Source organism: Dyella sp. 2YAF14, assembly GCF_052114725.1.
Classification (GTDB): domain Bacteria; phylum Pseudomonadota; class Gammaproteobacteria; order Xanthomonadales; family Rhodanobacteraceae; genus Dyella.
This window is the reverse complement of record NZ_JBFRFH010000003.1, coordinates 146,728-173,178: the sequence shown is the minus strand read 5'-3', so window position 1 is coordinate 173,178 and position 26,451 is coordinate 146,728. Positions and strand designations below refer to the sequence as shown.

Genomic DNA, 26,451 nt, shown 5'->3' with positions numbered 1-26,451 from the left:
CTCGTGGAAGTACTGGATAGGGATATCGCGGCGTTTCAGTTGGCGATGGCGCGCTTTGCGCCCCTGCTGATGGTGCCCGCGCTCGGCCCCTTTGCCTGGGTGCCGGGAACGGTGCGCGTCATCGTGCTCCTCGCGCTCAGCTTGACCGCGGTCGGGGCGGTGGACGCGGCAACCGTGTCGACGGCAACGCTCGATTCGCCTCTGCTGTTCGGGCTTGCGCTCGGCGGCGAGAGCCTGGTGGGTCTGACGTTTGCGTTGGCCGTCGTCCTGCCCATGGCAGCCCTGGGGTTCTCTGCACGCATGCTCGACATGCAGTCGGGCCTGGCAGCGGCCAGTCTGCTCAATCCCTCCACGCACACCACCGAGTCACTGTTCGGCACGGTTATTCAATGGGCCGGGATGGTGGCGTTCTTCGCCTTGGGTCTTCACCTGGTTCTGCTGCGCGGGCTGGTTGCCTCGATCAATCTGGTTCCGCTTGGCAGCGGTCGCGTGGTCATGACTCCTTCGGCGTTCCTGAGCCTGCTTTCAACGCAATTTCTGCTGGGCTTGATGGTGGTGCTGCCCGTCGTGCTCGGCCTGTTCGCCATTGATCTGGGCACCGCATACGCAAGCCGCTCGTTGCCCCAGGCCAATATCTATTTCGTGGCGCTGCCGTTGAAGGTGATGGCGGGTTTCGCGCTGCTGGCGGCCACACTGCGGTTTGCGCCACCGCTGATCGAGCGGCTGTTTCGTGCCGCGTTCTCTTCTTTGCCGATGCCGGCGGTGCACTGACATGGCGGAGAACGAGCAGAGCAAGACCGAGCAGCCAACCCCTTTTCGTCTCCAGGAGGCACGCAAGAAGGGGCAGGTGGCGCGCAGTGCGGAAGTGAGCGGCCTGTTGGTGACCGTGGTCTTCAGCATCACCTTGTGCGCTACCGCTGCCACGCTGGCCGGTGCCTGGGCGCATTCCTTCCAGCGGATGATCCTTATGGCAGGCAACGCGCCCACGCCATCGGTGAGTCTGATGCAATGGATAGGGGCGACGTTTCGACCGGTTTGGCAGGCCATGGTGCCGCTGGTGATTGCGCTGATCGTGACGGCGGTGATCGCCAACCTGGTGCAGACCGGCCCGGTGTTCAGTACGGAACCGATGAAGCCGGACTTTTCGCGACTCAACCCGGCGCAGGGGTTCAAGCGGATTTTCTCACTGCGCTTACTTTGGGACCTTTTCAAGCTGGTGCTCAAAGTGTCGTTGCTCGGCGCGATGGCCTGGTGGCTGACCGGCTCGCTACAGCATCAGTTGTTGGCCACGGCGACCGCGGCACCCAGCGCAGCAGGAGCATTGCTGCAGTCGATCTATGTGCGCGTCACCACCTGGGTATTGGTGGTACTGGCCTTGGTGGCGCTGATGGATCTGCTCTTTTCGCGCAGAGAGTTTCTGCGCAAGCTGCGCATGAGCCGCAATGACATCAAGGACGAAGTGAAACGCCGCGAAGGTGATCCGGACATCCGGCACAAGCGCAAGCGGCTGATGGTCGAGCTGCTCAAGCAATCGCGCTCGGTACGGCGCGTGCCGGAAGCTGATGTGGTGTTGACCAACCCCACGCATCTTGCCGTGGCGATCCAGTACCGCCCGCGCACGATGCGATCGCCCGTCGTGCTGGCCAAGGGAACCGACGCGGTGGCGGTGGCCATGCGCAGCAAGGCGGCCGTATCGGGCGTCCCCTGTCTGCGCTCGCCCGCGCTGGCGCGTGCTTTGTTCCGGGAGTGCGGGATCGATAAGCCCGTGCCTGACCACCTCTATGGCCAGTTGGCACCCGTCTATCGTTGGTTGATGGGCCGCGCCGGCAACAGGATTTTTTCGTGAGCGCACTTTTTGGACAGCTGTGGAGCGGCAAGCGCGATATGGCGCTGGTGCTCGGCATGGTCGGGATCCTGGTCATCCTGTTCACGCCGATTCCGCCAGGCTTGCTCGACTTTCTGCTGGTGTTGAATTTCACGTCGGCGCTGCTGGTGCTGCTGATTACGTTCTTTACCGAGACGCCGCTGAGCTTCTCCACGTTCCCTTCGCTATTGCTCATCACCACGCTGTTCCGCCTCTCGCTGAACATTTCGGCGACGCGCCTCATCCTGGACAAGGGCAACGCCGGCCGGGTGATCAACGCGATCGGCTCTTACGTGGTGGGCGGCAACTACGTCATTGGCCTGGTGGTGTTTCTGATCCTGGTGGTGGTGCAGTACGTGGTTGTCACCAGTGGCGCCCAGCGCGTGGCCGAAGTGGCTGCACGCTTTACGCTGGACAGCATGCCCGGCAAGCAGATGAGCATTGATGCGGACATGAACATGGGCCTCATCGATCAGCACGAAGCCAAGCGGCGCCGTGCATTGGTCGAGCGCGAGGCGAGCTTCTATGGCGCGATGGACGGCGCGACCAAGTTCGTGAAGGGCGACGCCATCGCCGGCATCATGATCATCCTGATCGACATCATCGGCGGCCTGGCCGTCGGCATGGTGCAGCGGGGCCTGCCCTGGTCAGAGGCGGCGCACCAGTACACGCTGCTGACCGTGGGCGACGGCATCGTGACGCAGATCCCCTCGCTGGTGATCGCCGTAGCCACCGGCATCATCATCACCCGCGCCGCGTCCGACGCCCAGCTCGGCACCGAGATCACGCGCCAGGTCTTGTCCAATTCACGCACTCTGCTGATCGTGGCAGTGGCCTTGATGGGGGTGATGCTGCTGCCGGGCCTGCCTGCGTGGCCGGTGCTTGTCGTGCTGGCCGGCGTAGGCGCCATGCTCTTCTTCTCGTTCCGCGGCAAAGCCTCCGGTGAAACGAACGAGGTTGAGGAACCCTCGCTTGAGTCACCGGCGAGTCGCACCGAAGAAGACCTTTATAAGCTGATGGTGGTCGAGCCGATCGAGATCCATCTCGGCACGGCCATCGTGGCGACCTACAAGGCTAAGAATCTCGACCTGGGCGAGCGTATCGCGACGTACCGCAAGCAGTACGCACTGGAGGCCGGTTTTATCCTGCCGAAGGTGAAGCTCATCCAGGAGGCGCCGCTGGCCGAACGCGGCTATGAGATTCATGTGCAGGGATCGCGTGTCGGCAAAGGCGAGCTGCACTTCGATGCACTCCTGGCCATTGATCCGGGCGGCAAGCGTCCGCGCCTGGAAGGCAAAGAGACCAAGGACCCCGCCTACGGCCTGCCCGCGCTATGGATACCGCCGGAGCAGCGGCAATTTGCGCGCGGCGCCGGCTATACGCTGGTCGATCCGGAAACGGTCTTGATCACTCATCTCGGCGAGGTCGTGAAGCGGCACGCTCCGGAATTGCTGACCCGTGCTGAGACCGAGCGCCTGGTTGCGCGGGTGAGGGAACAGCAGGCATCGCTGGTCGACGAACTCATTCCTGGCGTGCTGTCCTTTACGGATGTGCAGAAGGTGCTCCAGCAGTTGCTCAAGGAGCAGGTGAGCATCCGTAACACCGAGTCCATCCTCGAAGTGCTGGTCGATGCGGGCAAAACCTATAAGCAGACCGACGACCTGGTTGAGCGAGTGCGTGAACGCCTGGGGCCGACCATCTGCCAGCGCGTGAGCAATCCCCAGGGCGAGCTGCACGTATTGACTCTCGCTACCGAGCTTGAACGCCATATCGTCGCGGCGCTCAGGCAGCGCGAAGGTAGCGGCCTGCTGCTTAGCGATCCTGGGCAGCTCGAGGCCCTGCTCGGCGGATTGGCCAAACAGTCCGAAGCGATGATGGTGCGCAACCACCTCCCTGTGCTGCTGTGTCCCAGCGCGCTGCGACGTCATTTGCGCGCACTCATCCAGCGCAGCCTTCCCCATATCACCGTGCTTGGCATCAACGAGGTGCCGGCGTCTTTGGCCGTGAAATCTTTCGGCGTCGTCAGCGTGTCTCCATGAGGAATTCATGAGCAACGTCATTTCCAGTATCGCCAGCTATCTCAGTCGTGATGTTGAGTCGCTGGATATCATTGGCCAGAACGTGGCCAATATGCGCACGGTCGGCTATCGCACCGAACGACTCAAGGGCGATTTTCGTGCTGCCACGGCCAGCGGCGATCGCACGCTCAGCATGCTCGACGGGAACCTCGACAAGACCGGGGCTTCGCTGGACCTGGCCATCCAGGGGCAGGGCTTTTTCGTGGTCGATGTGAATGGCCAGGAGCGCTTGACGCGCAACGGGCAATTCCATCTCGACGAAGACCGGCAGCTGGTGGATGCCATGGGCCGTGCCGTGATGGGCGAGTCCGGTCCGATCACGCTTGACACCGCCGCGGTGCAGATCGGTGCCGACGGCACCATCAAGGACGGCGAGAAGCAGGTCGATACCTTGAGGATCGTTGGCATCGCCGACGCAAACGGTCTGCGCGAGATCGGGGATGGCCTCTATGCGTACAGCGGCTCGACTGGCGAGTGGAATGGCAGCCTGCATCAAGGCGCGCTGGAGCGCTCGAACGTGGATCCCGGCACCGAAATGGTGCGCCTGATGGAAGTGACTCGTCATGCACAGTCCGTGCAGCGGGCCATTCAAGCCTACGACACCGCGATGCAGAGCGGCGTTTCCCACCTTGGCGACAACGCCTGAGGAGCTCGACATGATTGACGCGCTTTACATCGCCACCTCTGGCTTGAAGAGCCAGCAGAGCCAGATTGATACCCTGTCCAACAATATCTCCAACATGCAGACGCCGGGCTTCAAGGCCAAACGCGTGGCGTTTGGCGATATTGCAACGATGTCGCCGGCGCAGGTGGCGGCCGGGCTGCCGCCCGAGAGCGAAGGAGCCGGCTCGGAGATCATTGCAACCACGGCGTTGTTTTCGCAGGGCCAGATGGTCCAGACGAATAACACCTGGGACATCGGCATCCAGGGCAGCGGTTTTTTGGAGGTTGCCGACAGCAATGGCAATCGTCTCTACACGCGTGCCGGCCAGCTGCACGTCGATAGCGAGGGCTATCTGGCGACGGTCGATGGCAATCGTCTTGCGCAGAACATCCAGATTCCGCCGGATGCCGCGCAGATCCAGATCAACCAAAGCGGTCAGATCTACGCCAACGTCGGCGGCAGCGCCACACAGACGCTGTTGGGGACGCTCGAGCTGAGTGTTTTTCCGTCCCCGGATGGGTTGCAGTCGGTGGGCGGCAATAACTTTGCCGCCACCCAGGCGTCGGGCGATCCGAGCGTGGAGAAGGCCAACGAGAACGGTACTGGCAGCATTCTGCAGGGCTCCCTGGAAAGCTCGAATGTGGATATGGTGTCTGAGATGTCGTCGCTGGTGATCGCGCAGCGCGCCTATCAGCTCAATGCGCGCGTGCTGCAGGCGTCGGATCAGATCCTCGACACCATCAACAACCTCCGCCAATAAGCATGCGCTACATCCTGTTCGTGCTTGCCGTCCTTCTGTCTGCGCCACTCCTTGCGGAGAGTACTGCGCAGGTGGTGGGTGCGTCGCGCCTGGTCGGCGCGGCCGAGGATGTGCTGCGCGAACATCTTTCCACGGGCGGCGAAGTCACGCTCACCACGATTGGTACGCCCGAGGATGTGCACGTGCCAAAAGGCGGCGTGAGCCTGCAGGTTCATCCGATCAGTGGGCGTTGGCCGCGCCCTCGGGTGGGGATGCCCGTGGATGTGCGGGTGGATGGTCGCGTGGTGCGATCTGCCACGGTGTGGTTTGCGGTGAGTGTCCACAACAAGGTGCTTACCTACAGCGACGATGAACCCATCGGCATGAAGGCGCAGGCGCTGCGTATCCAGGAAGCGGACGTCGACGTGGCAACTTTGGCGGAAACGCCGGTGGACGGACCGGCGGCACTCGATGGCATGCGGCTACGCAAGCCGGTTCAAGGTGGTGCCGCGGTGCTCTTGAGCGACTTTGAAAAGATTCCAGACGTGGATCGACGTCAGAAGGTCCGCGTGCTTGCCAGTTACGGCGCCATTCGCTTGGCGACGCGCGGCGTGGCCAATGAGAAGGGCAATGCGGGCGATGTAGTGCCTGTACTGGTCGATGGTGCGGACGAACCCGTGCGTGCGCGAGTGACAGAGAAGGGAGTAGTCGAAGTTGTCCAGTAAACGTGCCATACCATCATTGCTTGTCGGCGCTCTGATGACGTTCACAGCGCAGGCACAACACGCCAGCGGCTCGATGATCGAGCCCGATGCCTACCACGGCCTGGCGGCGGATCGGCGTGCTCATACGGTGGGGGATACGCTGACCGTGGTGGTCACGGAGACGGCACAGGCCTCAGCCAGCGCCAACACGGACGCTGACAGCGCTGTGCAACTTGCCGCCAACACGCAGAACAAGCACGTGCAGCACAACTACGGCGTGGGCCTGTCCGGCAGCGATACCGGCGAGGGTAAGACGACCCGCGCGGGCATGCTCCAGGCCCAGTTGACGGTGCGTGTCACCGGCATCGAGGGCAACGACATGCTGCGCGTCCGCGGCGAGCAGACCGTGGTGGTCAACGGCGAAAAGCAACATTTCGCGCTCACGGGCCTGGTACGTCCGGAAGACATTTCAGCGACGAATGTCATCCTCTCGACCCGGATCAGCGAGGCGAACATCGAATTCACTGGCCAAGGCGATGTGTCCGAAGCACAACGCCGAAGCATTCTCTATCGCATTGCACGCTGGCTGCGCCTGATATGAAATACCGTGTACTCATCGGCGTGCTGTTCGCCGCCTGCGCACTCTCCGTGCAGGCAGACACCGGCAGCGTGCGCCTGAAGGAAATTGCCCGCATCGAAGGCGTCCGCGACAACCCCTTGACCGGCTACGGCCTGGTCATTGGCCTTGCCGGCACGGGCGACACCAGCAAAAACCATCTTACGGTGCAGTCGGTGGCCAATACGCTGAGTCATTTCGGCGTCAACATTAGCCCTGACGACCTCAATAGCCGCAACGTCGCTGCCGTTCTCGTGACTTCAACGCTACCGGCGTTCGCAGAGTCCGGGCAGAAGCTGGACGTTTCGGTGTCGTCGCTCGGCGACGCGCGCAGCCTTTCCGGTGGCGTGCTGGTGTTGACGCCGTTGAACGGACCTGACGGGAAGATGTATGCGCTTGCTCAGGGTGCGCTTTCCGTTGGTGGATACGACGTGCGTTCGTTTGGCAGCATCGAGCAAAAGAATCACCCCACCGTGGGCCGCGTGCCCGACGGTGCCTCGGTCGAACGGGAGGCGCCCCTAGGCCTCAACACTGACAGTCGAACACTTGACGTGGTGTTGTATCAGCCCGATTTCACCACGGCTGAGCGCGTTGCCGAGTCGTTGCGGCGAAATGCGAGTGTTTCGGCCGTGGCCGAGCATGCCGGCAAGGTCAGGGTCGTGTTCTCCACGCCACCGACGGACATGGTGCGCATGATCTCGTCGATCGAGAACGTGCCGGTGATGCCGGATGCGATTGCGCGCGTCGTGGTCAATGAGCGCACTGGCACCGTGGTCTCCGGCGGCGATGTGAGGCTGGGCAGCGTGACCATCTCGCATGGCGATTTGCGCGTGTCGGTACAGACCGATTACCTGGTTTCGCAGCCTGAGGGTCTTATCAATCCTTCCCGCAATATCGGCACGGCCGTCGTGCCCCAGTCGACCATCCACGTGCAGGATCCCGAGGCACGCATGGTCAATATGCCCAATGGCGCCACGGTTGCCGACCTCGTCGGTGCACTGCGGGCCATCCATCTTTCGACGCGCGACGTCATCACCATTCTTCAATCCATCAAGGCTGCCGGTGCTTTGCACGGCGACCTGGTGATTCAGTGAGGTAGACCGTGGATCTAACTACCGAAGCATTGCGTCTTGGCATGGGTCTGGCGCGTACGCGTGCCGAGATTGCGAGCGCCAACATCGCCAACGTCGATACCCCAGGGTTCCGGGCTCAACGAGCTGACTTTGGTCAGGCACTCGGACTGTTGCAGCAAGCGGCAGTCCATCCAGAGATGAGCAGCGATACGCTGAGGCTGGAAGGCAAGCACACCACGATCACGTCGGTGGCCACTACGGATGCCGCTGACGTGAATGTGCACCTGGACGGTGAAGTGGCGGATCTTGAGGCTGCCAGCACCGACTATCAGTCCATGACGGCTGTGCTCTCCCGTCGTTTTTCGCTCATGCAGCTTGCGCTGGCAGGCAGGGGTTGATCATGGTTGACCAGATTTTCGCGGCCACGCGCTATGGCCTGGAATACGAACGTCTGCGGCTGGAGGCAGCAAGCCACAATATTGCCGTGGCCAATACGCCCAGCGACGCCGCGCAACCGGAGCGACTCATGCGCGTTTCCACCACGTTCCTACCGCATGTGGGAACGTCGGCGTCGCTGATGGCTGGTCACTTGCCGCGCCCGGTGATGGTTGATGCCGAGGCTGCCGAGCGCAAGGTACATGACCCATCCGACCCGGCCGCTGACCAGAACGGCATGGTCAGCTACCCCAAGGTCGACCTCGTGCAGGAAATGAGCTCATTGCTCGATGCCAGCCGCGCATACGAGGCCAATGTCCGCGCTTTCAACACGCTGCGTGGAATGGCGCTTCACGCTTTGGATCTGGGAGGTGGCGCATGAGTGTGGCGCCGATCCAACCGATCTCGCTCAGCGCCGTCGATGCTGCGCGCGAGGCAACGCCGCTGTCGTCCCTGCAGGGCAACGGATTCATGCATGCCCTGGGCGATGGGCTGAACGGCATCAATGCCGATCTCTCGCAAGCCGACACACTCGCTCGCCAGCTGGCGGCAGGCGACAAAATTCCGGTGCACGACGTGATGATCGCGTTCGAACAAGCGCACCTGAAATTGCAAATGGCCGTCGAGGTACGCAATCGCGTCGTCGATGCGTATCAGAACCTGACCAACATGCAGTTGTAACAGCACGTGCAGGACGGCAGTCCTATCCCCGGAGCAGGTATGCAGCAGTTTTTTTCCAATCTTTCACGCCGGGCACGTCTTGGCTTTGCACTGGGCGTGCTTGTCATCGTCGGCCTTGGTGGTGCTGTCGCTTGGTGGGCAGCCCATCCCGACTACGGCGTGCTGTTTCGGGACCTCAAGGAAACGGATGCGGCGGAGATCACCACCGCGCTCGGGCAGATGCAGGTGCCCTATCACATTGCCGATGGCGGTCATTCGATCCTTGTGCCGGAGACGGCGGTCTACGACACCCGCATGAAGCTGGTGTCGCAAGGCGTGCCCAAGGGCGGCAGCGTGGGCTTCGAGCTCTTCAAGGACTCGGACTATGGGGTTACCGAGTTTGCGCAACGGGTGAATTTTCAGCGCGCGCTGCAGGGCGAGCTGGAGCGCACCATCGACGCGATGGACGAAGTCGCTTCGTCCAGGGTGCACCTGACCATACGCCGCGAGGACATGTTTGCGCACGATGGCGACGCCTCCAAGGCATCGGTGACGATTGCGATCAAGCCGGGCAAGCACCTCGAGGCACGGCAGGTGGTGGGCATCCAGCGCCTGCTGGCTTCCGCCGTGGAGGGGTTGTCGTCGGATGCCGTTGTAGTGCTGGACGGTAACGGCTCCGTGCTTTCGGCCCATGGCGCTGACGGTGTGGCCGCGGTGGGCGATCGCATGGACGAGCAGGCGCGGCTGGAGCTGCAGTTGCGGCAGAAGGTCGGCACGTTGTTGCATCGCGTGCTGGCCAATGACGACTTCACTGTGTCAGTGGATGTTCGTGTCAACTACGACCATGTGAAGCAGGTTCGTGAGCGCCTGATTGCGCAAGGCAAGGATGGCAATGGACTGCTGGTGAGAGAGAAGACCGGCTCGACCGGAAGAACCGCGGACGATTCGGACCCGGATCATGCCAAGACCGGTTCGTCCACCAGCGACCGCGAAGTGGAATACGCCCACGGTCGCGAGCAGGAGGAGATCGAGCAGGCGCCCGGGCGCATCGAGCGCATCTCTGTGGGCATCGTGGTGCCGGATGCCATGCCGCAGACCGAGTTGTTGAAGCTGTCGGACGTCGTTTCCGCCGGCCTTGGGCTGGACCTGGCGCGTGGGGACAAGGTTGATATTGCCTCGATCGCGCCGCCGGCCATCGCCACCGTCGAGAAGCCGCGCAGCTCGGTGGCCGTTGTTGAGAGCGCGGCAGGCAATGTCGTGGAGGATCGCAGCCAAGCTGACGCCACGAGTTCGGGCGGTCATTTGCCTTTGTGGGCGTATCTCGCGCTCAGCGCTGGCGTGATGCTGGTCGCTTCGCTGTGGATGGCCTTTGGTGCGCATCCTCGCCAACGCCGACTGACCGCGCCCGAACGCGAGGAAGCCCTGCAACGCCTGCGGCAATGGGTTTCCTCTGCGGAGGTGAAGTCGTGAGCACGCCTGGCATGCGCAAGGCCGCTGTTTACCTGGCGACGCTGCATCCCAAAGACCGGCGTTGGTTGCTCGCCCAGCTGCCCGCGTCCCGAATGTCTGCATTGGATGCGCTCATCGCGGAGGCGGAGCCGTTGGTAAAGGCGGCGCCCGAGCTGGTCGTCGAGCTGCTGGCGGACAACGAAGCAGGAAAGCCGGCAGAAGTGCCTGCGCCGAACCTGCTGATCAGTACGCTCAACACGCTTGATGAGTCGTGGGCTGCACGCATGATTGCGGCCACGGCGCCCGATCATGCAGAAATCTATCTGGCCGCCTGCTTTCGGCAACGCGCCATGGGTATTCGCAGTGAACTTGGCGCTCTCCCCGCGGCATTTCCACCAGCGCTGGCTCGTTGCATGGCCGATGAGCTGGCCGTGATGGCCCATGAGTCGGAGGCGACTGCCGCATGATCCGGCGACTGTCCGACGCCGCAGCCGTGTCCGAAGCTGCGCGATTGCAATCCATGACGTTGTCGCACGAGGCCGTCGTTGTGGACGGCGCGGACGCGGCAAGGTTTGGCGACGGCTACCGCGAGGGATTCGAGGCGGGGGAGGCAGACGGTTTGCGTGAAGCGGAAGCACGTTTCGCAAAACTAGAGGCCGAGCTACGGGACCGTCATGAGCTAGCAGAGGCATCGCTCCTGGTGGAGCGCAGTCGATGGAGCGAGCTTGCCGCAGGCCTGGCCGACGCCGAACGTGCCCGCGTAGCCGACATGGAAAAGGACGCATTCGAGATAGCGCTGCTTGCACTGAGCGCGGTGCTTGGAGAAGGCATGAGCGAAGGCGAAAGATTGGGGCGTGTGGTGGCTCAGCTCATCAACGAGTACCGCGCTGACGCCTTGTGTCTTCAGGTTGCCGCGGCTGACCTCGCGCACCTTCCTGATCAGGTCAACGGTGTTCCAATCGAAGCTGGTGCAGCCATGGTGCCGGGTTCATGCGCGCTGATGACGGCACGCGGACGCTTGGAGACATCCATCAAGGATCGTTTGGACGCCGTTCATCGCGCGATGCTCGACGGGCTCGCGAGGGCGACACCGTGAACGCGGCCGCGGCGACGACGTTCAAGGCCGCGCTGGGCGCCATGCCATGGGTCAGGCGCCTGGGTTGTCTTGTCGCATTCAATGGGCTGGTTGTCGAAGCGCAAGGTCCTGATGCGGTCGTCGGTGAGCTTTGCCAGCTTTCCGGCCAGGGAACGCAAGCGCCGGTGCTCGCCGAGGTGGTGGGGTTTCGCGATGGCCGGGTCCTGTTGATGCCGTTTGGACATCTGCGGGGCATGCCGATTGGCGCCACCGTGGAGGCCTTGGGACGTCGCGCCCGCATCCCCGTCGGCAAGGACATGATCGGGCGAGTGCTCGACGCCTTCGGTGCGCCGCTCGATGGTAAAGGACCGGTCCGTGCCGAACTCGAACGAGATATTCATGGCGTAGCGATCAACCCGATGGCCCGCGCGCCCTTGAGCGAAGGACTGGAAACCGGCATCAAGGCCATTGACGCTTTGGTCCCGCTGGCCAAGGGTCAGCGCGTAGGCATATTCGCGGGCAGCGGTGTTGGCAAAAGCACCTTGCTAGGCATGCTTGCGGGACACGTCCGCGCCGACGTGATCGTGGTTGGCCTGATCGGCGAGCGCGGCCGCGAGGTGGCCGACTTTCTGCACGATGCACTGAGCAAGGAGGGTCGCGAGCGCTCCGTGCTGATCGTGGCCACCGCCGATCAGCCGGCCCTCACGCGCACACACGCCGTGCACGCGGCGCACGCCGTCGCCGAGCACTTCCGGGAACTTGGGCTGGATGTCCTGTTGGTCATCGACTCCATCACACGCTTTGCGATGGCGCAGCGCGAAGTCGGCCTGGCCACGGGTGAGCCGCCCACATCGCGTGGCTACCCACCATCGGTATTCAACCTGCTTCCACAGATACTCGAGCGGGGAGGCAGCCTGAAAGGGGCTGGCACTATCACAGCAGTGTATAGCGTGCTGGTCGAAGGCGACGACATGAACGAACCCGTCGCCGATCACATGCGCGCGATTCTGGATGGCCATATTGTGTTGTCGCGCGATCTGGCTGCGCGCGGTCAATTGCCGGCGATCGATGTGCTTTCAAGCATCAGTCGGCTCCAGTCAAAGATTTGCCAGCCAGATGATCTTGACCTGATGCGGCAGACACGGGCCATGGTGGCGATCTACGAATCGTCGCGGGATCTGGTGGAGATGGGCGCGTATCAGGCGGGCACGAACCCCGGGCTGGACCAGGCGCTGCGCTGTCAGCCGCGCATCGTCGACTTCATCCGCCAGTCGCCCGGTGAACGCAGCACTCACGATTCAAGCATGCGCTTGCTCCGTGAATTGGTTTCGGAGGAGCCCGCGTGAGCAAACACTCGGTTCGTTCCTATGAGGTGCTGCATCGCATCGCCCGCGTCAAGGCATCACAGGCAGCGTTGGCGCTTACGGCGGCAAGCCGTGCCGAACAGGCTGCGTCGAACGAGGTCGATCAGGCGACATCGCTTTGCGCGACCGCTTCGAACGCGCGGGCTCGTTGCATCCGTGACGATGGCAGCCTGCGCCTTGGTGAGTACTCGATGTTGAGCGATTTGCACGCTTCGCTGGAAACGCGCCGTGAAGCCGCTATCGATGCATGGAGCGAAGCAAAGGACGAACAGAGGGCGCGCGGTCTCGCCGCCGCCTCGACGCAGCGTTTCGCCGATGGCGTACAGGAAGACCTGGAACTGCGCCGCCGGGCAGTGACGCTTGGTACTGAAGGTCGGCTTCTGGCGGAATCGTTAGATCTATGGATGCTTCATCGGAAGGAGTCGTGATGGATTTGTCCCCGATCCTTGGCATGCAGGCGCGCGCGCCTGGCCGTCTGTCGCAAACCAGCTCCAGTGATTTTTCCGACCAGTTGAACAAGGACATGCCGCGCGAGGCGTCGAAGTCCCCTCGCGAGGACCTGTCTCAAGAACGGATCAGTCAGACGAGCGAGCAATCTGCGAGTGATGCGTTTGCGGCGTCGCAAGATGAGAACGGCATTGTGCTGGGTCCGCTTGCGGTCACTGATACGGGGGCCCTGTCTACCGTGGCAAGCGTTGAGCAGGTCCTTTCCGCCCGCGTTTTTGGCCTGCACCTGCAGGCGTCTGGCTATTTGTCCGAATACCGGCTCGCCTCCGCGGAGAACGAGACGTCGGCGTCGCACGCGCAAGTGAGCGCGATACAAATGGACGAACTTCCGGCTCGGTCGCCATTGCAGGAAAGCTCGGTGACGGCGAGCGCGCTCAGGGATGCCTCTGGATCGGCCTTTGGCGCGATGGGCATTACGAATGTCGCGCTACCGGAGATTGCCGCAGCCGCATCGACTGAAGTCGACGCTATGGCGCCGCCATTGTCCGGCGCCGCGGCGTGGCGCGAAATCACGTGGCAGCAGCGCGCGTTGCGATTGATCGCGCGGCCTGATGGAAAGCACACAGCCTGGTTGCGCGATTACAGCGTTTCCACGGACGAGGCGCGCCAGCTGGCAACCAGCCTGGCTCGACAGTTGAAGGGGCAGGGCCTGGCTCTGCATAGCATCATTTGGAATGGCCACGAAGTGTGGTCATCCGTGGACGTTGACTAAGGAAATCAAATGACCGTCCAAGCCATCGGTAATGCATTGAGTACCAGTGATGCGTCCACGCTCTCCAACTCAGGAATCAACGAGCAGGACTTCATCAAGCTCTTTGTCAGCGAGCTGCAATTTCAGGATCCCATGCAGCCGCTCGATAACAGCCAGTTTCTCACCCAGCTGGCGCAATTCGTGAGCATCGAGCAACAGAGCGAGGAGGTGAGCGGCATCAATAACCTGCTCACGCTCGACTCGTCCGATCAGTCGCTTGGCCTGCTGTCCCATACCGTGCAAGTGGCCAATGCGGATGGATCAACCACTACCGGCAAGGTCACCGGCATCCAGTACACCAGCAATGGTGTGCAGATGACCATTTCCACTGGCACGAGCAATGTCGTCACGAATGTCGGCTTGTCCCAGATCCAGCTCGTCACTCCCTGAGGCTTGAGTCATGCCCAGCATCATGCAAGCGCTATACAACAGCGTGTCGGGTCTTTTCAGTTTCTCGCAGACGTTGAATACCATCAGCAACAACGTAAGCAACATGAATACGCCGGGCTTTCGCGGCAGCGACTCGTTCATGGAGAACGTGCTCGACGACGATGGATCGAAGGTCGCCGGCACCGGCTTTAACCTGAGCGAAGGCCAGATCGAGCAGACCAGCACGAGCACGGACGTCGCGATCGATGGGAAGGGCTTTTTCATCCTCAAGGATGCGCAGGGCGCCACCTATTACACGCGATCGGGCCAGTTTGAATTCAACGAGCAGGGGCAGCTGGTCGACTCCGTCAACAAGTATGTTGTTCAAGGCTATGCGACGGATGGCACCTATGGGGCCATCGATATCTCTTCGCTGGAGAAGCTCCCAGCACAGCCGACCACCAGTATTTCTATGGCGGGCAACATCGACCCGACCAGCCCTTCGGACACTGTAAACAATGTCACTGTGTACGACGCGCAAGGCAACGCCCACGTCCTGACCGTGGCGCTCACGAGCAATACATCGGTGACGGCGGGTAGCTGGAAGGTCAGTGTCACCGATGCCAGCGGTACATCGCTGGGGAGCGGTGAAATACGCTTCAGCACGGACGGCACGCTGCAGCCCGGGTACACCACGGTATCGGCCAGCGCAAACTGGGGTCCCACCGCCCAGGCATTGACGTTTAATTTTGGAACGGCCGGCGGCTTATCCGGTACGACGACGTTCGCGGGAACCACGTCCACACTCGCCGCCCAGGTCAAGGACGGGCACGGCGTCGTTGGCCTCTCCTCGGAGAGCTTTGATACCACCGGCACCTTGCAGCTCGCCTATTCCGATGGCGAGACCAAGGCCGGTCCGCAACTCGCACTGGCGACATTCCAGGATGAGTCGAACCTGCAGATGATCCAGGGAAATCTCTATCTGCAACCGCAGACCCAGATTGCCCAGGTCGGCCGGCCGAGTTCGACGGTGTTCGGCAAGATCGATGGCGGAAGCCTGGAAATGTCCAACGTTGACCTCACCCAGGAGCTCGCCGACATGATCGTGATCCAGCGGGGCTATCAGGCCAGCTCCCGGGTGATGACGGTATCGAGCGACATGCTCCAGCAGCTCTACGATTCGACGCGGGGCGGGTGATGATCGACGTTCCGCGTTTTGGTTGGCTCGGCGAATCCCGGCGCATCGAATTTCATGCGCTGCTGGTTCGCGAAATCTCCGAGTGGTCGCGCGACTGGTGGCTGGAGCATTCCTCGGCGGCGATCGACGTGTTCCCACTTGATGCGTGGGCACCCAGCCAAGAGTCGCTTGCTACATGGCGCCTGGGTACGGGGACGCTCCAGTTGGTCTCACTGAGCGGCGAAGCTGCGCTTGGAAGCCATCTGTCTGGTCATGCCGGTGACAACTCATCCGCGCTCGCTGCGCGCATCGGCAACCGAGCTCTGGCGGACTTGGCCCAGCGCTTGGCTCGTCGCGCACACGTGCCGCTTGGCGGCATGTCCGAAGGCGATAGCCCAAATGATGCCTGCCATCAGCTTGAGCTTGGCGCGTACTTGGCGACGGTGTCTCTGGGCAGGTTCACGTTCCTCCTCGCTATAGACCGGGCGGTTGCGGATCTGCTGGCGCCTGCGAAGAGTCCAGAGAAAGCCGCATTGGCTTCGCGCGCCCAGGCCATGAACGGCCTGGTTGTCGACCTGGAGGTGTGCATCCCTCTGGGCACGGCATCGCTGTCGCACTTGGACAATCTAGGCGTCGGTGAAGTACTGGTCGGCGACGCCTTGTTATCTGCGCCAGTCGAGATACGCGTCGTCGATGGCCAGGCCATCGCCTTCGCGACACTTGGCGAGAGGGATTCTTCCCGCACCGTCACGCTTACCCATTCCCTCTGAGCACGAAAACTTATGAATGAAGAAGTCGCTACCGCCGCCAATTCCATTGCAGGCAAAAGCGAGACTCAGGAAGTCGCGCCCCTCATCAAACGCAATATCGCCTTACTGGGCCATGTCAACGTCAAGCTCGAGGTGGTGGTTGGCCAAGCCAACGTATCGGTCGATCGGCTCTTTTCCATGGGCAAGGGTGATCTTTTGACGCTGGACTCCGGCCTGGATGAGCCAGTCTCGATTCGCCTGGATGGAAAAGTGATCGCGAAGGGACATCTGGTACCCGTTGGCGATCAGTTTGGCGTCAAGATCTCGGAGATCCTCTGACATGCTTCAAGGCGGAAGCATTGCGTTGGCGCTCGTGCAGGCCGCGCCCTCCGGGCTCCCTTTTCGCACTGAATCAGCCGTCTCCACGGACAGGTTCGTGCTCGCCATGCTCACCGTGACGCTGCTGCTTGTGGCATTGATAGCGGCGCTGTACGTCGCGCGCAAGAAGGGCTGGCTCGATGGCGTGATGCTCCGATCATCAGTCTCTCAAGGTGATCGGTCCGAATTGTCGTTACGCGCATCCAGGCGAGTCAGCACTTTCACCTCGGTCCATGTCCTTGCCAGGGGAGACCAGGAGTTTCTGGTCGTAGAGTCCGTTCGCGGTGCGACAGCTCAGATCCACATGATGTCGAATACTCTTGAAGGGCGGGGGGACGGTCTGTGAAGTGCCGCTCCTGGTACATGATCAGTGGCGCGCTGGCGTGCGTGCTCGCCAGTGGCGTAGCTCACAGCGAGCCGATGGCGGGGCTCATCAGTCGCCTGGCCAATGACGACTATTCGCCGGTTCTCCGGTCCTTCGTCATGCTGTCTGCGCTGGCGTTCCTGCCGCTGATGGTCATTGCGCTGACCAGCTTTACCCGGATCATCGTGGTGTTATCGCTGCTGCGGAGCGCGCTCGGCCTGCAACAAACACCACCAAACAGCGTGCTGTTGACGCTTGCTATTTTCCTGACACTGTTCTCGATGAACCCCGTGTTCGAGGCGGCGAAGCAATCCGCCATCGACCCTTACAGTCGGCACGAAATCCCAGCGGACGTGGCGATTGCCAAAGGGTTCGAACCGTTCAAGCATTTCATGGTGCGCCAAACTCGCGAGGAAGATTTGCGCGCCGTCGTGCAGATGTCGAAGCTGCCGATGCCCAAGTCGATCGATGAGGTTGGCGCGCTGCAGCTCATTCCCGCATTTATGCTGAGCGAACTTCGCACCGCCTTTCAGATTGGCTTCGTAATCTTTCTGCCGTTCCTTCTGATTGACCTGGTGGTCGCCGCCATCCTCATGGCGCTTGGCATGATCATGCTGCCGCCGACAACCATCAGCCTCCCACTCAAGCTGCTGCTTTTTCTCTTGGTCAACGGCTGGGCACTTTTGGCCCAGGCGCTCCTTAGCAGCTATCACTGAGGGGCCGCGGCTTGGATGCGCACGAACGTCAGCTATGGGACCGCTGGAAGGTCCATCAAGACGTTGACGCCAGGAGCGAGCTGGTTGTGCGCCACTCGGACTGGGCGCGGCAAGTAGCGCGCTCCGTGTATTGCCGAATCTATGGCATTTCAAGCATCTGGGAAGACTGCGCCCAAAATGCGTTCATCGGGTTGCTTGAATCGATCGACCGCTTCGACCCTGCCCGTGGCGTCGATTTTGAGCCGTACGCCAAGTTCCGTATACGCGGTTCCGTTTTCAACGGGCTACGACAGCTACTGCATCGTCCCGGACGCGTTGACGTCAAGGATGAAGCCCGCAACACGCTTCGCGAACGCGTCGCCTCGATGCAGGAGGATTCATCCGATGACCCACTCGAAGCTTTTGTAGCCGCGACGGTAGGGATGGGCCTTGGCTTTCTGCTGGATGCCCAGTCGCTGCCGTCGCCTAGATCTCAGTCGGACGCGTACACGGCAGTTGAAGAGCGAGAACGGGAGGCGCTGGTCTCTGAGTTCGTCAAGTTGCTACCGGAACGAGAGCGTTCCATCGTTGTCATGCACTACTACCACCACATTCCGTTCACCCAGATAGCTGAGAAATTGAATGTAACGAAAGGTCGCATCTCCCAGTTGCACAAGCAGGCGCTGGGACGCCTCCGAGTGCTGCTCCGCGATCTTTGGACCGAGTCAGCATGATTTGATTAAGGTTAGCGCATGGGTTTGCGCTTTCAATCGAAGTGATGGACATAGCCAACCTGAAATCCCCCGGGTAGCAGCGAAAGAATCCAGGGCGAATCGCGATGCGTGGCCCATATCCCGATGCCCGTTCCGATGGCCGCGCCTATCAGCACGTCGCTCTGCCAGTGCCCATGCGTTTTTACGCGAGCCACCGCGTCGTACGCGGGCAGGAGGGCAAGCAGGTAGACCGCGGGATGGTCGCTGCCATAGTTGACGATGAATGGCGTAACGGCGGCAGATATGGTTGCCACCTCGCCACTGGGAAAGCTCTCGGCGTGCAGGCCCTGGAACCACTTGTTTGGGTTATTGGTTTCCGACGGGCGCTCGCGCTGGAAGGTCCACTTGAGCGCTTGCGTGCTGACAGCGGTGATCGCCACGGAATCGACCGATCGCCAGAAGGTGTCGCCGAGTTTGTTGTCATCGCCAAACCAGAGCGCTCCCGCACCCACGGTGGCGATGGTTCCATAGAACAGGATTTGCTGATTGCTGCGCTTCCAGATGCCGCTGTTGTCATAGGTCACAGGGTGATCAAGACCCAGGATGCCGCTGCCCGCCCAGCTGGGGTTGCAGGCAAGCACGAGGACCAAGGCTGCGAGTTGTCGAATGGACATACGCCCTCCGGTCACTTCGGAACACCGTGTACGAGAAACAGCAGGTTGTTTCGCCACGCGCCGGCGGACACGACGGAGGCGCCGCAGCTGTTCAACAGCGCCTGCGCATTGGCGGCAGGGATGTCGCGATCGACCAGCAGCAAGGACGTTCCCTGTGCCTTGGCAGCGGCGCAGAGCTGAGTGCCCACGTCGGGGCTGCGCCACCAGATGCCGTAGACCGGCCGGTTGAGATAAAACCTGAGGCCCCAGAGGGTTTGTTCTTCCACGGCATAGGTGTCCGTGGCCTCTTCCAGAAAAAGCAGCGCACGGTAATCGGCTGCGCCCATCGTTGCCGCAATCTGTTTTGCTGCCTGGCGGTTGTCGACGTTCGTTCTGTAGCCGTAGGCCGCGATGGCCTTGGTCGCGAGCAGAAGCACGATCCATGTGGCCAGCAAGGCGATGGTCCGCTGGCTGCCTAAATCGAAGGTGCGCTCCATGCGCGATGCCGTGAGCAGGGCAAGAGGGAGAAACAGCGGCAGCAGATAGAGCGGCAGGCGCGACTGCGCGAGACAGAAGATGACGAAGGGCAGCGCAAACCAGAGCACAAGAAACAGCTCAATCGATTGCTCCCTGCGCCAACGGATCCACTGGGCGGGCTTGACCATGTCGCGGATCGACAGCGCAAGGCCGCGCCACCAGGGGATGGTTCCGAGCACGAGCACGGGAAGAAATGCCACAGCCCATCCAAAGGCTCCCGCATGGCGTTTGTGCATGGCGGTGAAGATGCGGCCGTACACTTCCTGATGAAGAAAATAGTGGAGCAGGCCGGGATAACGAAGAATGACCACGGCATACCAGGTGAAGCCAACCAGTACAAAGATCACCAGGCCGGCCGGATGAAACAGTCGAACGACGGCACGTCCACCGCCGCAGATCGCGGCGAAGGCGATGACCGAAAGCAGGGGGAGCAGGCCCGGAGGTCCCTTGGTCAAGAAGGCCAGACCAAAACCGAGCCACATCACGACCAATCCGTAACGTCGTTCGTCGTCGCTCTCAGGCCATCGGTGCAGGATGAAGCCGAGCACCGCCAGGCCCTCAGTCAGCGTCAGCAGCACATCCGTGCTGATGATGTTGGAACTGAAAAACGTGAACAGGCTGGTCGCATAGACCAGCGATGGAAGCCAGGGTTTGCCCGGGCTGGTGCGCTTGCCCATGGCGAACAGCAAGACCAGCGTCGTCAGGTAGGCGAGGGCGTAAGGCAGGCGCGCCGCCCACGCATTGCGGCCCAATAGCCGAAGCGACGCGGCAATTGCCCAATACGTCAGCGGCGGCTTGGAGAAATTGAGCGAAGCAGGACTATAGGCGGGGGCGAGATAGTTGCCCGAGTCCATCATCTGCAATGCAACGCCCACGTAGCGCCCCTCGTCGGGGCTCCACAAGCCACGAGAGCCCTGGAAGCCAAAACCAAGCAACAGGCCAAGCAGCAACACCCACGCCAGAGCACTGGTGTGGATGCGCGCGGCCGCTCGCGTAGATTCAACCGACACACTCAGGCTGCTGTTCATGCGTGACAACCGGTCAGCGATGCCCTGGTCGCCTCCCTTGTGCAAACGAAATTTGGTGGACGTTGGCAGGCAACGTTCCATGCGTTGCCGCCTTGTTGGCTCAGGCACTCGCTGGCAGAGGAAGGTGACTGGCTAAGACATGGCGTGATGGGAAACCGATCGAGAAACGTACCGGCCGTTGCGGGCATGGATGAAGCTCTGCGTTGGCGAATGTCTGCTTATCCATTTGCCAATTTCATGCCACGCCACTAAGTGGCTGAGCGAGCGTCCATTTGGACGCTGATAGCGCACCGCCAGCAGCATGCAAAACCTGCACCCTGCAATTTTCGTTTGCAAAAAGGGTAGGAGCGCGCGCTGGATCGCGCGCATCGCGTCACAGGTTTTCTTGAGGAAGCGCCTGCGCGAGGGCGTCTGCGGGCCATACGGCCAGCGATATGCCGCGGAACGGTTGGATATAGATGGCGTGTGCGCGATCAGCGTCGCTCAGGCGCCTGGGATAGATGATCACCAGGCCTTCGGGGTGTTGGTGCGCCCACTCGCCTAGTGCGTGGAGGCTATGCACCGATGCGACCGGCTGGGTCAGACGTCCGAGGAAGGTGTACTGCCCGTCGTTCGATTCGAAGTTGGCAACGGCTCGCCCCTGCTGCTGGGCAGTAGCAAGCAGGCGGGCCACGGGGGCGAAGTCGTAAGCGGGCCATAGCGTCATGCTGAAAAGCCCGTTGGCCGTCACCACGGCGAGCAGGCCTACGCCGGCCACACGGTACAGTTCTCCTCGTCGCGGCACGGCAAGCACCAACGCCAGCAGCAGATACAGCACGCCGAACGGGCGACTATGCGTGGCCAGCGTTGCAAACATCGGATCAACGAGGTGCCCATGGGCAACCAGCCCGTCCATGGTGATCAAGATGGCGCCAGCCATCGCCAATAGCAGCGCCAACGGCCATGGCGACCACCAGCGGCCAGGCCGCGCCTCGCGCAAGGACAGGCGGGCCAGCGATGCCGCGACCAGCACGGCAAATCCGGCAAACTCAGGCAGCAGGTAGTACGCCTGCTTGCCGCTGATCAACGAGAACGCCAGAAAAACAGAGCCGAGCCACGCAAGCAAAAACCGCAGGCCGGGCTCAAGCGGGCGACGCCAGCTAGCCAGCGCCAACCAGATGCGCGGCCATAGCGCGAACGGAAACAGCAGCACCGGCAGCAAGGGCAGGTACCACCAGAACGGTTGCGCATGAGCAAAGGCGTCGACAACGCGACCGGCAGTCTGATGTACCAGCAGCGTGTGTCGATAGACCTCGCCGCCACTCCACGCAGCCAATAAGGCCCACGTCAGCAGCACCCCGCACGCCGCCAGGCAGGCGGCGCCTCCTCGTACATACCACCGCCGCGCATCCCGCCGTGCGTATTCGCTCCACAAGGGAGCCAGCAGCCAGGGCAGCCCGACATGCAGCAGCATGACCGGTCCCTTGGTCAACAAGCCGAGGCTGAGCGCCAGGGCAAACCTGCCCAGACGCGGAGGTTCGCCATGCACCGAGGGTGCAAGGCAAAGCAGGGCCGCCAGTACGCAGTCGGCCAACAGGACCTCGTACATCACCTGCAGGCCAAACAGGAAGCCATAGGTAAGCGCGAGCACGATCCATGCCGTGCCGTGTGCAACCAGCGCAGTCCGTGGAAACAGTCGGCGCGCCAGCCGCCACGCCAGCACCAGCTGCAGTGCGCCGAGCGCCACTTCGAGCAGACGCGGCCACACATCACCGACGCCGCCGATCACCCAGCCCAACTGGATCAGCCACAGCAGCAAAGGCGGCTTGTCGCTATAGGGCAGGCCGTTGAGGTAAGGAACGAGCACGCTGTGGTGCGTCCACATCTCCCACGCCACCGACAAGGTGCGGGTGGAATGCATGGGCATGGGGCCGTGCTGAAAAATCGCGATAAGCGCCGCCACGATCCACAACGGTAGCCATGCCCAGGGCAGGCAGGACGCCAGGCGAACATGCAACGTGGTGCGAGGTGCGTGGGTGTCTGGAAAATTCACGGGCGACTCGGGAGCGTGGTGGCACAAGGACGGGAGGCAGGTGCATCAACGGTGACTGTCGATGCCGCCCCAGTCCTCGACGGCGCCCGTGGGCACCTGTCCTTGCCGGCACGCAGCAGCCACCGCGTCGCTGCGAAACAGTCGCCAGTCGCGCCCGCTGGTGATGCCTGCATCCACGGTTGCCGAGCGGAGGATGCATGGCCCCATCACGTCCGCCAGCACCAGCACCCAGCGCCGTTCCGGCGCCTGGGCCTGCCAGCGTATTGCCGACGCCAGCTGCTGATGCCAGGGCACGACAAAGCCGAAATCGGTGAGCGGTCGCGCAAAGGCAAGCGGCAGTTCTTCTTTCCAGGCGACCAGGGCGAGCTCGGCTTGTGGACCAATGGTCTGCTCGACGCGATTGGCCAATGTCGCCGGGGAGCTGGCGCGCGCCAGCATGGGTGCCATGCCGAGACCCCAGATCGCCCATACGCCGGCCATGCCGGCGAGCATGGCAACACCGGCGCGACGAGGGCGAAAGATCGCCGCCTGCAGCAACAGCCATGTGCCCAGGGCGATGCACATGCTCCACCACAGCGAGGCTTGCTCGCCCAATTGGCGCGCAGCGATGAAACGTGCGGTCGCCGCAGGATGGAAGCCAAGCGCAGCTACGCCGATACCCAAGGCGGCACTGCCGAGCAGGAGCAGAAACCCGATGGCGACGAACGACAGCCAGCGTTTGCGCAGCGCATCTTCCAGATACGGGCCCGCGCAAAGTGCCAGCATCGGCAGCGCCGGCATGATGTAGACGTCGCGCTTGGCCCGCGTCAGGCTGAAGAACACGATGACCATGACGATCCACGCCAGCGGCAGCAGGATGCGTGCATCGCGCGCCCGCAGCCGTTCCATCCAAGCCGGCGCCAGTGCGGGCAAGGCAAGGCTGAGCGGCAGCCACGAGGTGATGATCACCGTGAGATAGAACCATGGCGGCTGGAAGCTGTTCCAGGGATGCACGTAGCGATGGAGGGTCTGGTTGAAGAAGATATCGTGCAGATAGCTGCGCGCGACGTCGCTGTCGTCTGCGTGCACATAGAAAAGCAAAGGCACCATCCACAGCGCGATGGCCAAGGCGAAAGCCAGCAGGCCGCCCATCCAGTGCCCGACTTGGCCACGAAAGCCAGGCATCCAGAGCCAGCGACGCCGCGCGGCAAAGGCCCACGGCAAGAACATCATCAAGGCAAGAAAGCCGACACCCTTGGTGATGACGCCCAGGCCCGCGGCAAAGCAGCCGAGCCAGAATGCGCGCCAGTCCGGGCCCAGCAGCAGATGCCGCAGCAGACCCACATTGGCGAGCGTGATGAAAAACGTGACGGTCGGATCGATCTGTCCGCGCTTGGCCTGGAATACGAATTGCACCGTGCACAGCAGGGCCAGGCCGGCGAACATGCCGGCTCGATGCCCCCATAGCCGGCGCGCCAGGTCGTACACCAGCCACAGCGTACCCAGGGCGCTCAGCAACGAAGGCAGCAAAAATGCCACCCACCAGTTGCCCGTGAGCGTATACGACAGCGCTTGCATGGCCATGAACAGCGGTGGCTTGTCCGAATACCAGTCGCTGCCGCGATGCGGAATCAGCCAGTTTCCCGACGCCACCATTTGATGCGCCACCAGTGCGAAACGGGGCTCATCCGATGGAGTGGGTCCGCGCAGGCCGATGCCCGCCGCGAGCAGCAGCAAAGCACCCAACATCAACAGCCAGCGCTCCAGTCGATCGCGTGACCAGGCCGTCGCCGGAGCATCGCTGGGTGCGTATCCCGACCTGGGTTGATGCGGGGACATCACGTCGGCACGCTCTGCAGAAGGCTCGCCAGGCGTGCGTAGTGGTTCCGTCATGGTGCCCATGCCCGCTCGAGGAACAGGTCTTCGCCCGCCGTGGCTGACACGTCCCCCGGTGACGACCCGAACACGGGACGCCCCAGCAAATCCGGGTGCGCCGCCACTACGCGGCAAGCGACTTCGCGTGCGGAAAGCCCTTGCGTGGGCAGGGAGCAGTTGCCCTTTCCGTAAGGGGCATACACCGAGGCATCGGTGACGCAGAACATGCCGACCGTGGCCACGCGCGATGCCACGGCCAGATGCATCACGCCACAATCGGCCGTGATCATCAGGTCCATGCCTGCCATGACCGCGCCCATGCGGCGAATGTCGGAGGAGTAATAGCCCGGCCATTCGGCGCCCAGCATGGAATGGCCGTGCATGGGGATCAGCTCGAGCATGCTCGCTGCCGGACATAGCGTCTTGAAGGTGTCGATGAACTCGCGCCACCACTCCATCGGGTAACGCTTGGCGCCCGTTGCATTGGCGAACACGCCGACCACCGGGGGCGAACTGGTCTGGCGCGACACGGCCAGCAGTTCGCCAATCACATGGCGTCCGTGGGACCGCTCGACATCCGTCAATCGGATATCCAATGGCGGATAGCCAGGCTCCTCGCCCTGGCTGCGGCCCAGCGCCCAGCGCAGCAGGTTGACCGGGCGTTTGGCCATATGCTGCATTGCGATACTGGTCGGCGCAGCGTGGGTGAGACCTGCGCGCAGGGGAGTGTCGCTGAAGCCCAGCTTGTACGTTCCCTGGAGCAGGCGGGTGACGGCGCGACTGAAGCCCGAGCCCAGGCAAGGGTCGATGATCAGGTCGTAGCGGGTACGGCGCACGCGATGCAGCAGGTGCAGGAAGGGCAGCGGGTGCTTGAATCCGCGCCTGGGCAGGCAATAGACGTTGCGGACGCTGAAGAACGTCGCGAAGATTTCTTCGGCGATGTCTCCCTCGGAGATCACGTCGATCTCCGCGCCCTTGAAGTGCCGCTCAAGCTCCGCGATCAGCGGCGTGAGCAGGATGGTATTGCCAAGACGATGATTGGGGCGGCAGACCAGGATGCGAAAGATGCCTTTGCGAGGCAGCGGCTCGTTGCAATGGAGTGTCTTGGTTTCGTTCAAGCGGCACCGGTAGGCATGAAGGAGGCATGAGGCGAATTCCGCTCCGGGCTCATGCCGAGATCCGCGCAACTACCGCCAACCGCATCATGCCCTAAGAAGGGTGCAAGAAGTTGACACAGAGAAGACAAAGGATCTGGTAGCTCGCAGCCGGACAGTGCTGCGGTGCGATTTTCGTGCCACCGGTGCAAGTGGCTGATCATTCGATGAAAGAGCACACCGGGCAGGATCCAGCGAGCGCGCGGCATCCTGCAGAGTGCAAAGTTTGTCTGCAATGATTGGCGCGGCGGCCGGGTGACTCAGGGCGCAGGATGTTCCGGACAGATCGGAAGATCTTCGGCCTGGTGCGCCGGCAGGGTGATGGTGAGCACGACGCGCACGCTGGCATCTGCCTGGCAGGGTTCCACGTAACCAATCGCACCCGGCGTGGTCGCCACAAAACGGACCACGGCATCGGCCGAGGCGAGCACGTAAGGCGGACTGACACCCTGGAAGTATTGCCGATCCCAGTAGTCCTGCAGCTGGGTGTCGTCCATGTGCAGCAGCGCGCGCGAGAACGCTACGCGCATCGGCGCGCGGCTGGGGAAATTGACCGGCGTCAGCCGCTGCCCCTTGCCGTCCACAAAGATCTTCTTCAGATACACGTTGCGCACCGTGTTCTGATCCAGCGTCATCTGCGGCCCATCAAGTGCCGTGATGATCGCAATCTGCGGCTGTGCGGCCCAGGCCGAGCCCGCCCGCATCAGCAGCGCACTGATGATCAGCCAGGTGGACCATTGCCGAAGTTGTCCGCGCATGGGGGCGACGC

The 26,451-nt window shown here is 62.3% G+C and carries 30 protein-coding genes; 24 read left to right on the top strand and 6 right to left on the bottom strand.

Annotated elements, in window-relative coordinates:
• Positions 1 to 3: 3 nt before the first annotated feature.
• The 24 genes from AB4Y82_RS06960 to AB4Y82_RS06845 all read left to right on the top strand — a co-directional run bounded on the left by AB4Y82_RS06960 (position 4) and on the right by AB4Y82_RS06845 (position 18,445).
• The gene (locus tag AB4Y82_RS06960) at positions 4 to 771 is read left to right on the top strand and encodes a flagellar biosynthetic protein FliR (RefSeq protein WP_441611188.1); all 768 of its coding nucleotides are present in this window, start codon (positions 4 to 6) and stop codon (positions 769 to 771) included.
• A gap of 1 nt (position 772) precedes the next feature.
• Complete coding sequence (locus tag AB4Y82_RS06955; protein ID WP_441603789.1) at positions 773 to 1,846, top strand: EscU/YscU/HrcU family type III secretion system export apparatus switch protein; 1,074 nt, start codon at positions 773 to 775, stop codon at positions 1,844 to 1,846.
• The gene (locus AB4Y82_RS06950) at positions 1,843 to 3,903 is read left to right on the top strand and encodes a flagellar biosynthesis protein FlhA (protein ID WP_441603790.1); all 2,061 of its coding nucleotides are present in this window, start codon (positions 1,843 to 1,845) and stop codon (positions 3,901 to 3,903) included. The genes AB4Y82_RS06955 and AB4Y82_RS06950 overlap by 4 nt, the downstream gene beginning before the upstream one ends.
• Before the next feature lie 7 nt (positions 3,904 to 3,910).
• Positions 3,911 to 4,588: a flagellar hook-basal body protein gene (locus AB4Y82_RS06945; protein ID WP_441603791.1), complete on the top strand. Its 678-nt coding sequence runs from the start codon at positions 3,911 to 3,913 to the stop codon at positions 4,586 to 4,588.
• Between the two features lie 10 nt (positions 4,589 to 4,598).
• Positions 4,599 to 5,366: a flagellar hook-basal body protein gene (locus AB4Y82_RS06940; RefSeq protein WP_441603792.1), complete on the top strand. Its 768-nt coding sequence runs from the start codon at positions 4,599 to 4,601 to the stop codon at positions 5,364 to 5,366.
• 2 nt (positions 5,367 to 5,368) lie between these two features.
• The gene (gene flgA, locus AB4Y82_RS06935; RefSeq protein ID WP_441603793.1) at positions 5,369 to 6,070 is read left to right on the top strand and encodes a flagellar basal body P-ring formation chaperone FlgA; all 702 of its coding nucleotides are present in this window, start codon (positions 5,369 to 5,371) and stop codon (positions 6,068 to 6,070) included.
• A gap of 34 nt (positions 6,071 to 6,104) precedes the next feature.
• Positions 6,105 to 6,650 (top strand): flagellar basal body L-ring protein FlgH, encoded by a 546-nt coding sequence (locus tag AB4Y82_RS06930; protein WP_441603794.1) that lies wholly within the window; start codon positions 6,105 to 6,107, stop codon positions 6,648 to 6,650.
• Entirely contained in the window at positions 6,647 to 7,759 is a 1,113-nt protein-coding gene (locus AB4Y82_RS06925; protein WP_441603795.1) for a flagellar basal body P-ring protein FlgI, read from the top strand. Before AB4Y82_RS06930 ends, AB4Y82_RS06925 begins: the two co-directional genes overlap by 4 nt.
• An 8-nt stretch (positions 7,760 to 7,767) precedes the next feature.
• Positions 7,768 to 8,136: a flagellar basal body rod protein FlgB gene (locus tag AB4Y82_RS06920; protein WP_441603796.1), complete on the top strand. Its 369-nt coding sequence runs from the start codon at positions 7,768 to 7,770 to the stop codon at positions 8,134 to 8,136.
• Positions 8,137 to 8,138: 2 nt separating this feature from the next.
• The gene (locus tag AB4Y82_RS06915; protein WP_441603797.1) at positions 8,139 to 8,555 is read left to right on the top strand and encodes a flagellar basal body rod protein FlgC; all 417 of its coding nucleotides are present in this window, start codon (positions 8,139 to 8,141) and stop codon (positions 8,553 to 8,555) included.
• Positions 8,552 to 8,854 carry a flagellar hook-basal body complex protein FliE gene (gene fliE / locus AB4Y82_RS06910; RefSeq protein WP_441603798.1) on the top strand — a complete coding sequence of 101 codons (303 nt, stop codon included), beginning with the start codon at positions 8,552 to 8,554 and terminating at the stop codon, positions 8,852 to 8,854. The genes AB4Y82_RS06915 and fliE overlap by 4 nt, the downstream gene beginning before the upstream one ends.
• 39 nt (positions 8,855 to 8,893) lie before the next feature.
• Positions 8,894 to 10,303, top strand: a complete 1,410-nt coding sequence (fliF, locus tag AB4Y82_RS06905) for a flagellar basal-body MS-ring/collar protein FliF (RefSeq protein ID WP_441603799.1) — start codon at positions 8,894 to 8,896, stop codon at positions 10,301 to 10,303.
• Entirely contained in the window at positions 10,300 to 10,749 is a 450-nt protein-coding gene (locus AB4Y82_RS06900; RefSeq protein ID WP_441603800.1) for a hypothetical protein, read from the top strand. The genes fliF and AB4Y82_RS06900 overlap by 4 nt, the downstream gene beginning before the upstream one ends.
• Positions 10,746 to 11,378: a hypothetical protein gene (locus AB4Y82_RS06895; protein ID WP_441611187.1), complete on the top strand. Its 633-nt coding sequence runs from the start codon at positions 10,746 to 10,748 to the stop codon at positions 11,376 to 11,378. The genes AB4Y82_RS06900 and AB4Y82_RS06895 overlap by 4 nt, the downstream gene beginning before the upstream one ends.
• Entirely contained in the window at positions 11,375 to 12,703 is a 1,329-nt protein-coding gene (locus AB4Y82_RS06890; RefSeq protein WP_441603802.1) for a FliI/YscN family ATPase, read from the top strand. The genes AB4Y82_RS06895 and AB4Y82_RS06890 overlap by 4 nt, the downstream gene beginning before the upstream one ends.
• Positions 12,700 to 13,149 carry a hypothetical protein gene (locus AB4Y82_RS06885; protein WP_441603803.1) on the top strand — a complete coding sequence of 150 codons (450 nt, stop codon included), beginning with the start codon at positions 12,700 to 12,702 and terminating at the stop codon, positions 13,147 to 13,149. The genes AB4Y82_RS06890 and AB4Y82_RS06885 overlap by 4 nt, the downstream gene beginning before the upstream one ends.
• Positions 13,149 to 13,940 (top strand): hypothetical protein, encoded by a 792-nt coding sequence (locus AB4Y82_RS06880; protein ID WP_441603804.1) that lies wholly within the window; start codon positions 13,149 to 13,151, stop codon positions 13,938 to 13,940. Before AB4Y82_RS06885 ends, AB4Y82_RS06880 begins: the two co-directional genes overlap by 1 nt.
• A gap of 9 nt (positions 13,941 to 13,949) precedes the next feature.
• A complete protein-coding gene (locus AB4Y82_RS06875) occupies positions 13,950 to 14,369 on the top strand; it encodes a flagellar hook capping FlgD N-terminal domain-containing protein (protein ID WP_441611186.1) in 420 nt (139 codons plus the stop codon).
• Positions 14,370 to 14,379: 10 nt separating this feature from the next.
• Positions 14,380 to 15,546 (top strand): flagellar basal-body rod protein FlgF, encoded by a 1,167-nt coding sequence (gene flgF, locus AB4Y82_RS06870; protein ID WP_441603806.1) that lies wholly within the window; start codon positions 14,380 to 14,382, stop codon positions 15,544 to 15,546.
• The gene (locus tag AB4Y82_RS06865; protein WP_441603807.1) at positions 15,546 to 16,295 is read left to right on the top strand and encodes a FliM/FliN family flagellar motor C-terminal domain-containing protein; all 750 of its coding nucleotides are present in this window, start codon (positions 15,546 to 15,548) and stop codon (positions 16,293 to 16,295) included. The genes flgF and AB4Y82_RS06865 overlap by 1 nt, the downstream gene beginning before the upstream one ends.
• 12 nt (positions 16,296 to 16,307) lie before the next feature.
• Positions 16,308 to 16,613, top strand: a complete 306-nt coding sequence (locus AB4Y82_RS06860; protein ID WP_441603808.1) for a FliM/FliN family flagellar motor switch protein — start codon at positions 16,308 to 16,310, stop codon at positions 16,611 to 16,613.
• Between the two features lie 97 nt (positions 16,614 to 16,710).
• Positions 16,711 to 16,998, top strand: a complete 288-nt coding sequence (locus AB4Y82_RS06855) for a hypothetical protein (protein ID WP_441603809.1) — start codon at positions 16,711 to 16,713, stop codon at positions 16,996 to 16,998.
• Positions 16,995 to 17,732 (top strand): flagellar type III secretion system pore protein FliP, encoded by a 738-nt coding sequence (fliP, locus tag AB4Y82_RS06850; protein WP_441603810.1) that lies wholly within the window; start codon positions 16,995 to 16,997, stop codon positions 17,730 to 17,732. The genes AB4Y82_RS06855 and fliP overlap by 4 nt, the downstream gene beginning before the upstream one ends.
• Before the next feature lie 11 nt (positions 17,733 to 17,743).
• A complete protein-coding gene (locus AB4Y82_RS06845; protein ID WP_441603811.1) occupies positions 17,744 to 18,445 on the top strand; it encodes a sigma-70 family RNA polymerase sigma factor in 702 nt (233 codons plus the stop codon).
• A gap of 32 nt (positions 18,446 to 18,477) precedes the next feature.
• On the opposite strand, the gene AB4Y82_RS06840 is transcribed toward AB4Y82_RS06845, so the two are convergent.
• The 6 genes from AB4Y82_RS06840 to AB4Y82_RS06815 all read right to left on the bottom strand — a co-directional run bounded on the left by AB4Y82_RS06840 (position 18,478) and on the right by AB4Y82_RS06815 (position 26,440).
• On the bottom strand, positions 18,478 to 19,098 hold the full coding sequence (locus AB4Y82_RS06840; RefSeq protein WP_441603812.1) for a phosphatase PAP2 family protein: 621 nt from the start codon (positions 19,096 to 19,098) through the stop codon (positions 18,478 to 18,480).
• A gap of 11 nt (positions 19,099 to 19,109) precedes the next feature.
• Positions 19,110 to 20,642 carry an ArnT family glycosyltransferase gene (locus AB4Y82_RS06835; protein WP_441603813.1) on the bottom strand — a complete coding sequence of 511 codons (1,533 nt, stop codon included), beginning with the start codon at positions 20,640 to 20,642 and terminating at the stop codon, positions 19,110 to 19,112.
• A gap of 373 nt (positions 20,643 to 21,015) precedes the next feature.
• Positions 21,016 to 22,548: an ArnT family glycosyltransferase gene (locus AB4Y82_RS06830; protein ID WP_441603814.1), complete on the bottom strand. Its 1,533-nt coding sequence runs from the start codon at positions 22,546 to 22,548 to the stop codon at positions 21,016 to 21,018.
• 171 nt (positions 22,549 to 22,719) lie between these two features.
• Positions 22,720 to 24,546, bottom strand: a complete 1,827-nt coding sequence (locus AB4Y82_RS06825; RefSeq protein WP_441603815.1) for an ArnT family glycosyltransferase — start codon at positions 24,544 to 24,546, stop codon at positions 22,720 to 22,722.
• Entirely contained in the window at positions 24,543 to 25,646 is a 1,104-nt protein-coding gene (locus AB4Y82_RS06820) for a glycosyltransferase family 9 protein (protein WP_441603816.1), read from the bottom strand. The genes AB4Y82_RS06825 and AB4Y82_RS06820 overlap by 4 nt, the downstream gene beginning before the upstream one ends.
• 296 nt (positions 25,647 to 25,942) lie before the next feature.
• Complete coding sequence (locus tag AB4Y82_RS06815) at positions 25,943 to 26,440, bottom strand: hypothetical protein (RefSeq protein WP_441603817.1); 498 nt, start codon at positions 26,438 to 26,440, stop codon at positions 25,943 to 25,945.
• Positions 26,441 to 26,451 lie beyond the last annotated feature (11 nt).

Excerpts from the sequence above, each read along its gene's own strand:
- AB4Y82_RS06865 (WP_441603807.1), top strand. The coding sequence starts at position 15,546 with ATGATCGACGTTCCGCGTTTTGGTTGGCTCGGCGAATCCCGGCGCATC.
- AB4Y82_RS06835 (WP_441603813.1), bottom strand. The coding sequence starts at position 20,642 with ATGAACAGCAGCCTGAGTGTGTCGGTTGAATCTACGCGAGCGGCCGCG.
- AB4Y82_RS06840 (WP_441603812.1), bottom strand. The coding sequence starts at position 19,098 with ATGTCCATTCGACAACTCGCAGCCTTGGTCCTCGTGCTTGCCTGCAAC.
- AB4Y82_RS06930 (WP_441603794.1), top strand. The coding sequence starts at position 6,105 with ATGACGTTCACAGCGCAGGCACAACACGCCAGCGGCTCGATGATCGAG.
- AB4Y82_RS06915 (WP_441603797.1), top strand. The coding sequence starts at position 8,139 with ATGGTTGACCAGATTTTCGCGGCCACGCGCTATGGCCTGGAATACGAA.
- AB4Y82_RS06815 (WP_441603817.1), bottom strand. The coding sequence starts at position 26,440 with ATGCGCGGACAACTTCGGCAATGGTCCACCTGGCTGATCATCAGTGCG.
- AB4Y82_RS06940 (WP_441603792.1), top strand. The coding sequence starts at position 4,599 with ATGATTGACGCGCTTTACATCGCCACCTCTGGCTTGAAGAGCCAGCAG.
- AB4Y82_RS06895 (WP_441611187.1), top strand. The coding sequence starts at position 10,746 with ATGATCCGGCGACTGTCCGACGCCGCAGCCGTGTCCGAAGCTGCGCGA.
- AB4Y82_RS06925 (WP_441603795.1), top strand. The coding sequence starts at position 6,647 with ATGAAATACCGTGTACTCATCGGCGTGCTGTTCGCCGCCTGCGCACTC.
- AB4Y82_RS06880 (WP_441603804.1), top strand. The coding sequence starts at position 13,149 with ATGGATTTGTCCCCGATCCTTGGCATGCAGGCGCGCGCGCCTGGCCGT.
- flgA (WP_441603793.1), top strand. The coding sequence starts at position 5,369 with ATGCGCTACATCCTGTTCGTGCTTGCCGTCCTTCTGTCTGCGCCACTC.
- AB4Y82_RS06825 (WP_441603815.1), bottom strand. The coding sequence starts at position 24,546 with ATGACGGAACCACTACGCACGCCTGGCGAGCCTTCTGCAGAGCGTGCC.
- AB4Y82_RS06830 (WP_441603814.1), bottom strand. The coding sequence starts at position 22,548 with ATGCCCATGCATTCCACCCGCACCTTGTCGGTGGCGTGGGAGATGTGG.
- fliE (WP_441603798.1), top strand. The coding sequence starts at position 8,552 with ATGAGTGTGGCGCCGATCCAACCGATCTCGCTCAGCGCCGTCGATGCT.
- AB4Y82_RS06955 (WP_441603789.1), top strand. The coding sequence starts at position 773 with ATGGCGGAGAACGAGCAGAGCAAGACCGAGCAGCCAACCCCTTTTCGT.
- AB4Y82_RS06860 (WP_441603808.1), top strand. The coding sequence starts at position 16,308 with ATGAATGAAGAAGTCGCTACCGCCGCCAATTCCATTGCAGGCAAAAGC.
- AB4Y82_RS06875 (WP_441611186.1), top strand. The coding sequence starts at position 13,950 with ATGACCGTCCAAGCCATCGGTAATGCATTGAGTACCAGTGATGCGTCC.
- fliF (WP_441603799.1), top strand. The coding sequence starts at position 8,894 with ATGCAGCAGTTTTTTTCCAATCTTTCACGCCGGGCACGTCTTGGCTTT.
- flgF (WP_441603806.1), top strand. The coding sequence starts at position 14,380 with ATGCCCAGCATCATGCAAGCGCTATACAACAGCGTGTCGGGTCTTTTC.
- AB4Y82_RS06945 (WP_441603791.1), top strand. The coding sequence starts at position 3,911 with ATGAGCAACGTCATTTCCAGTATCGCCAGCTATCTCAGTCGTGATGTT.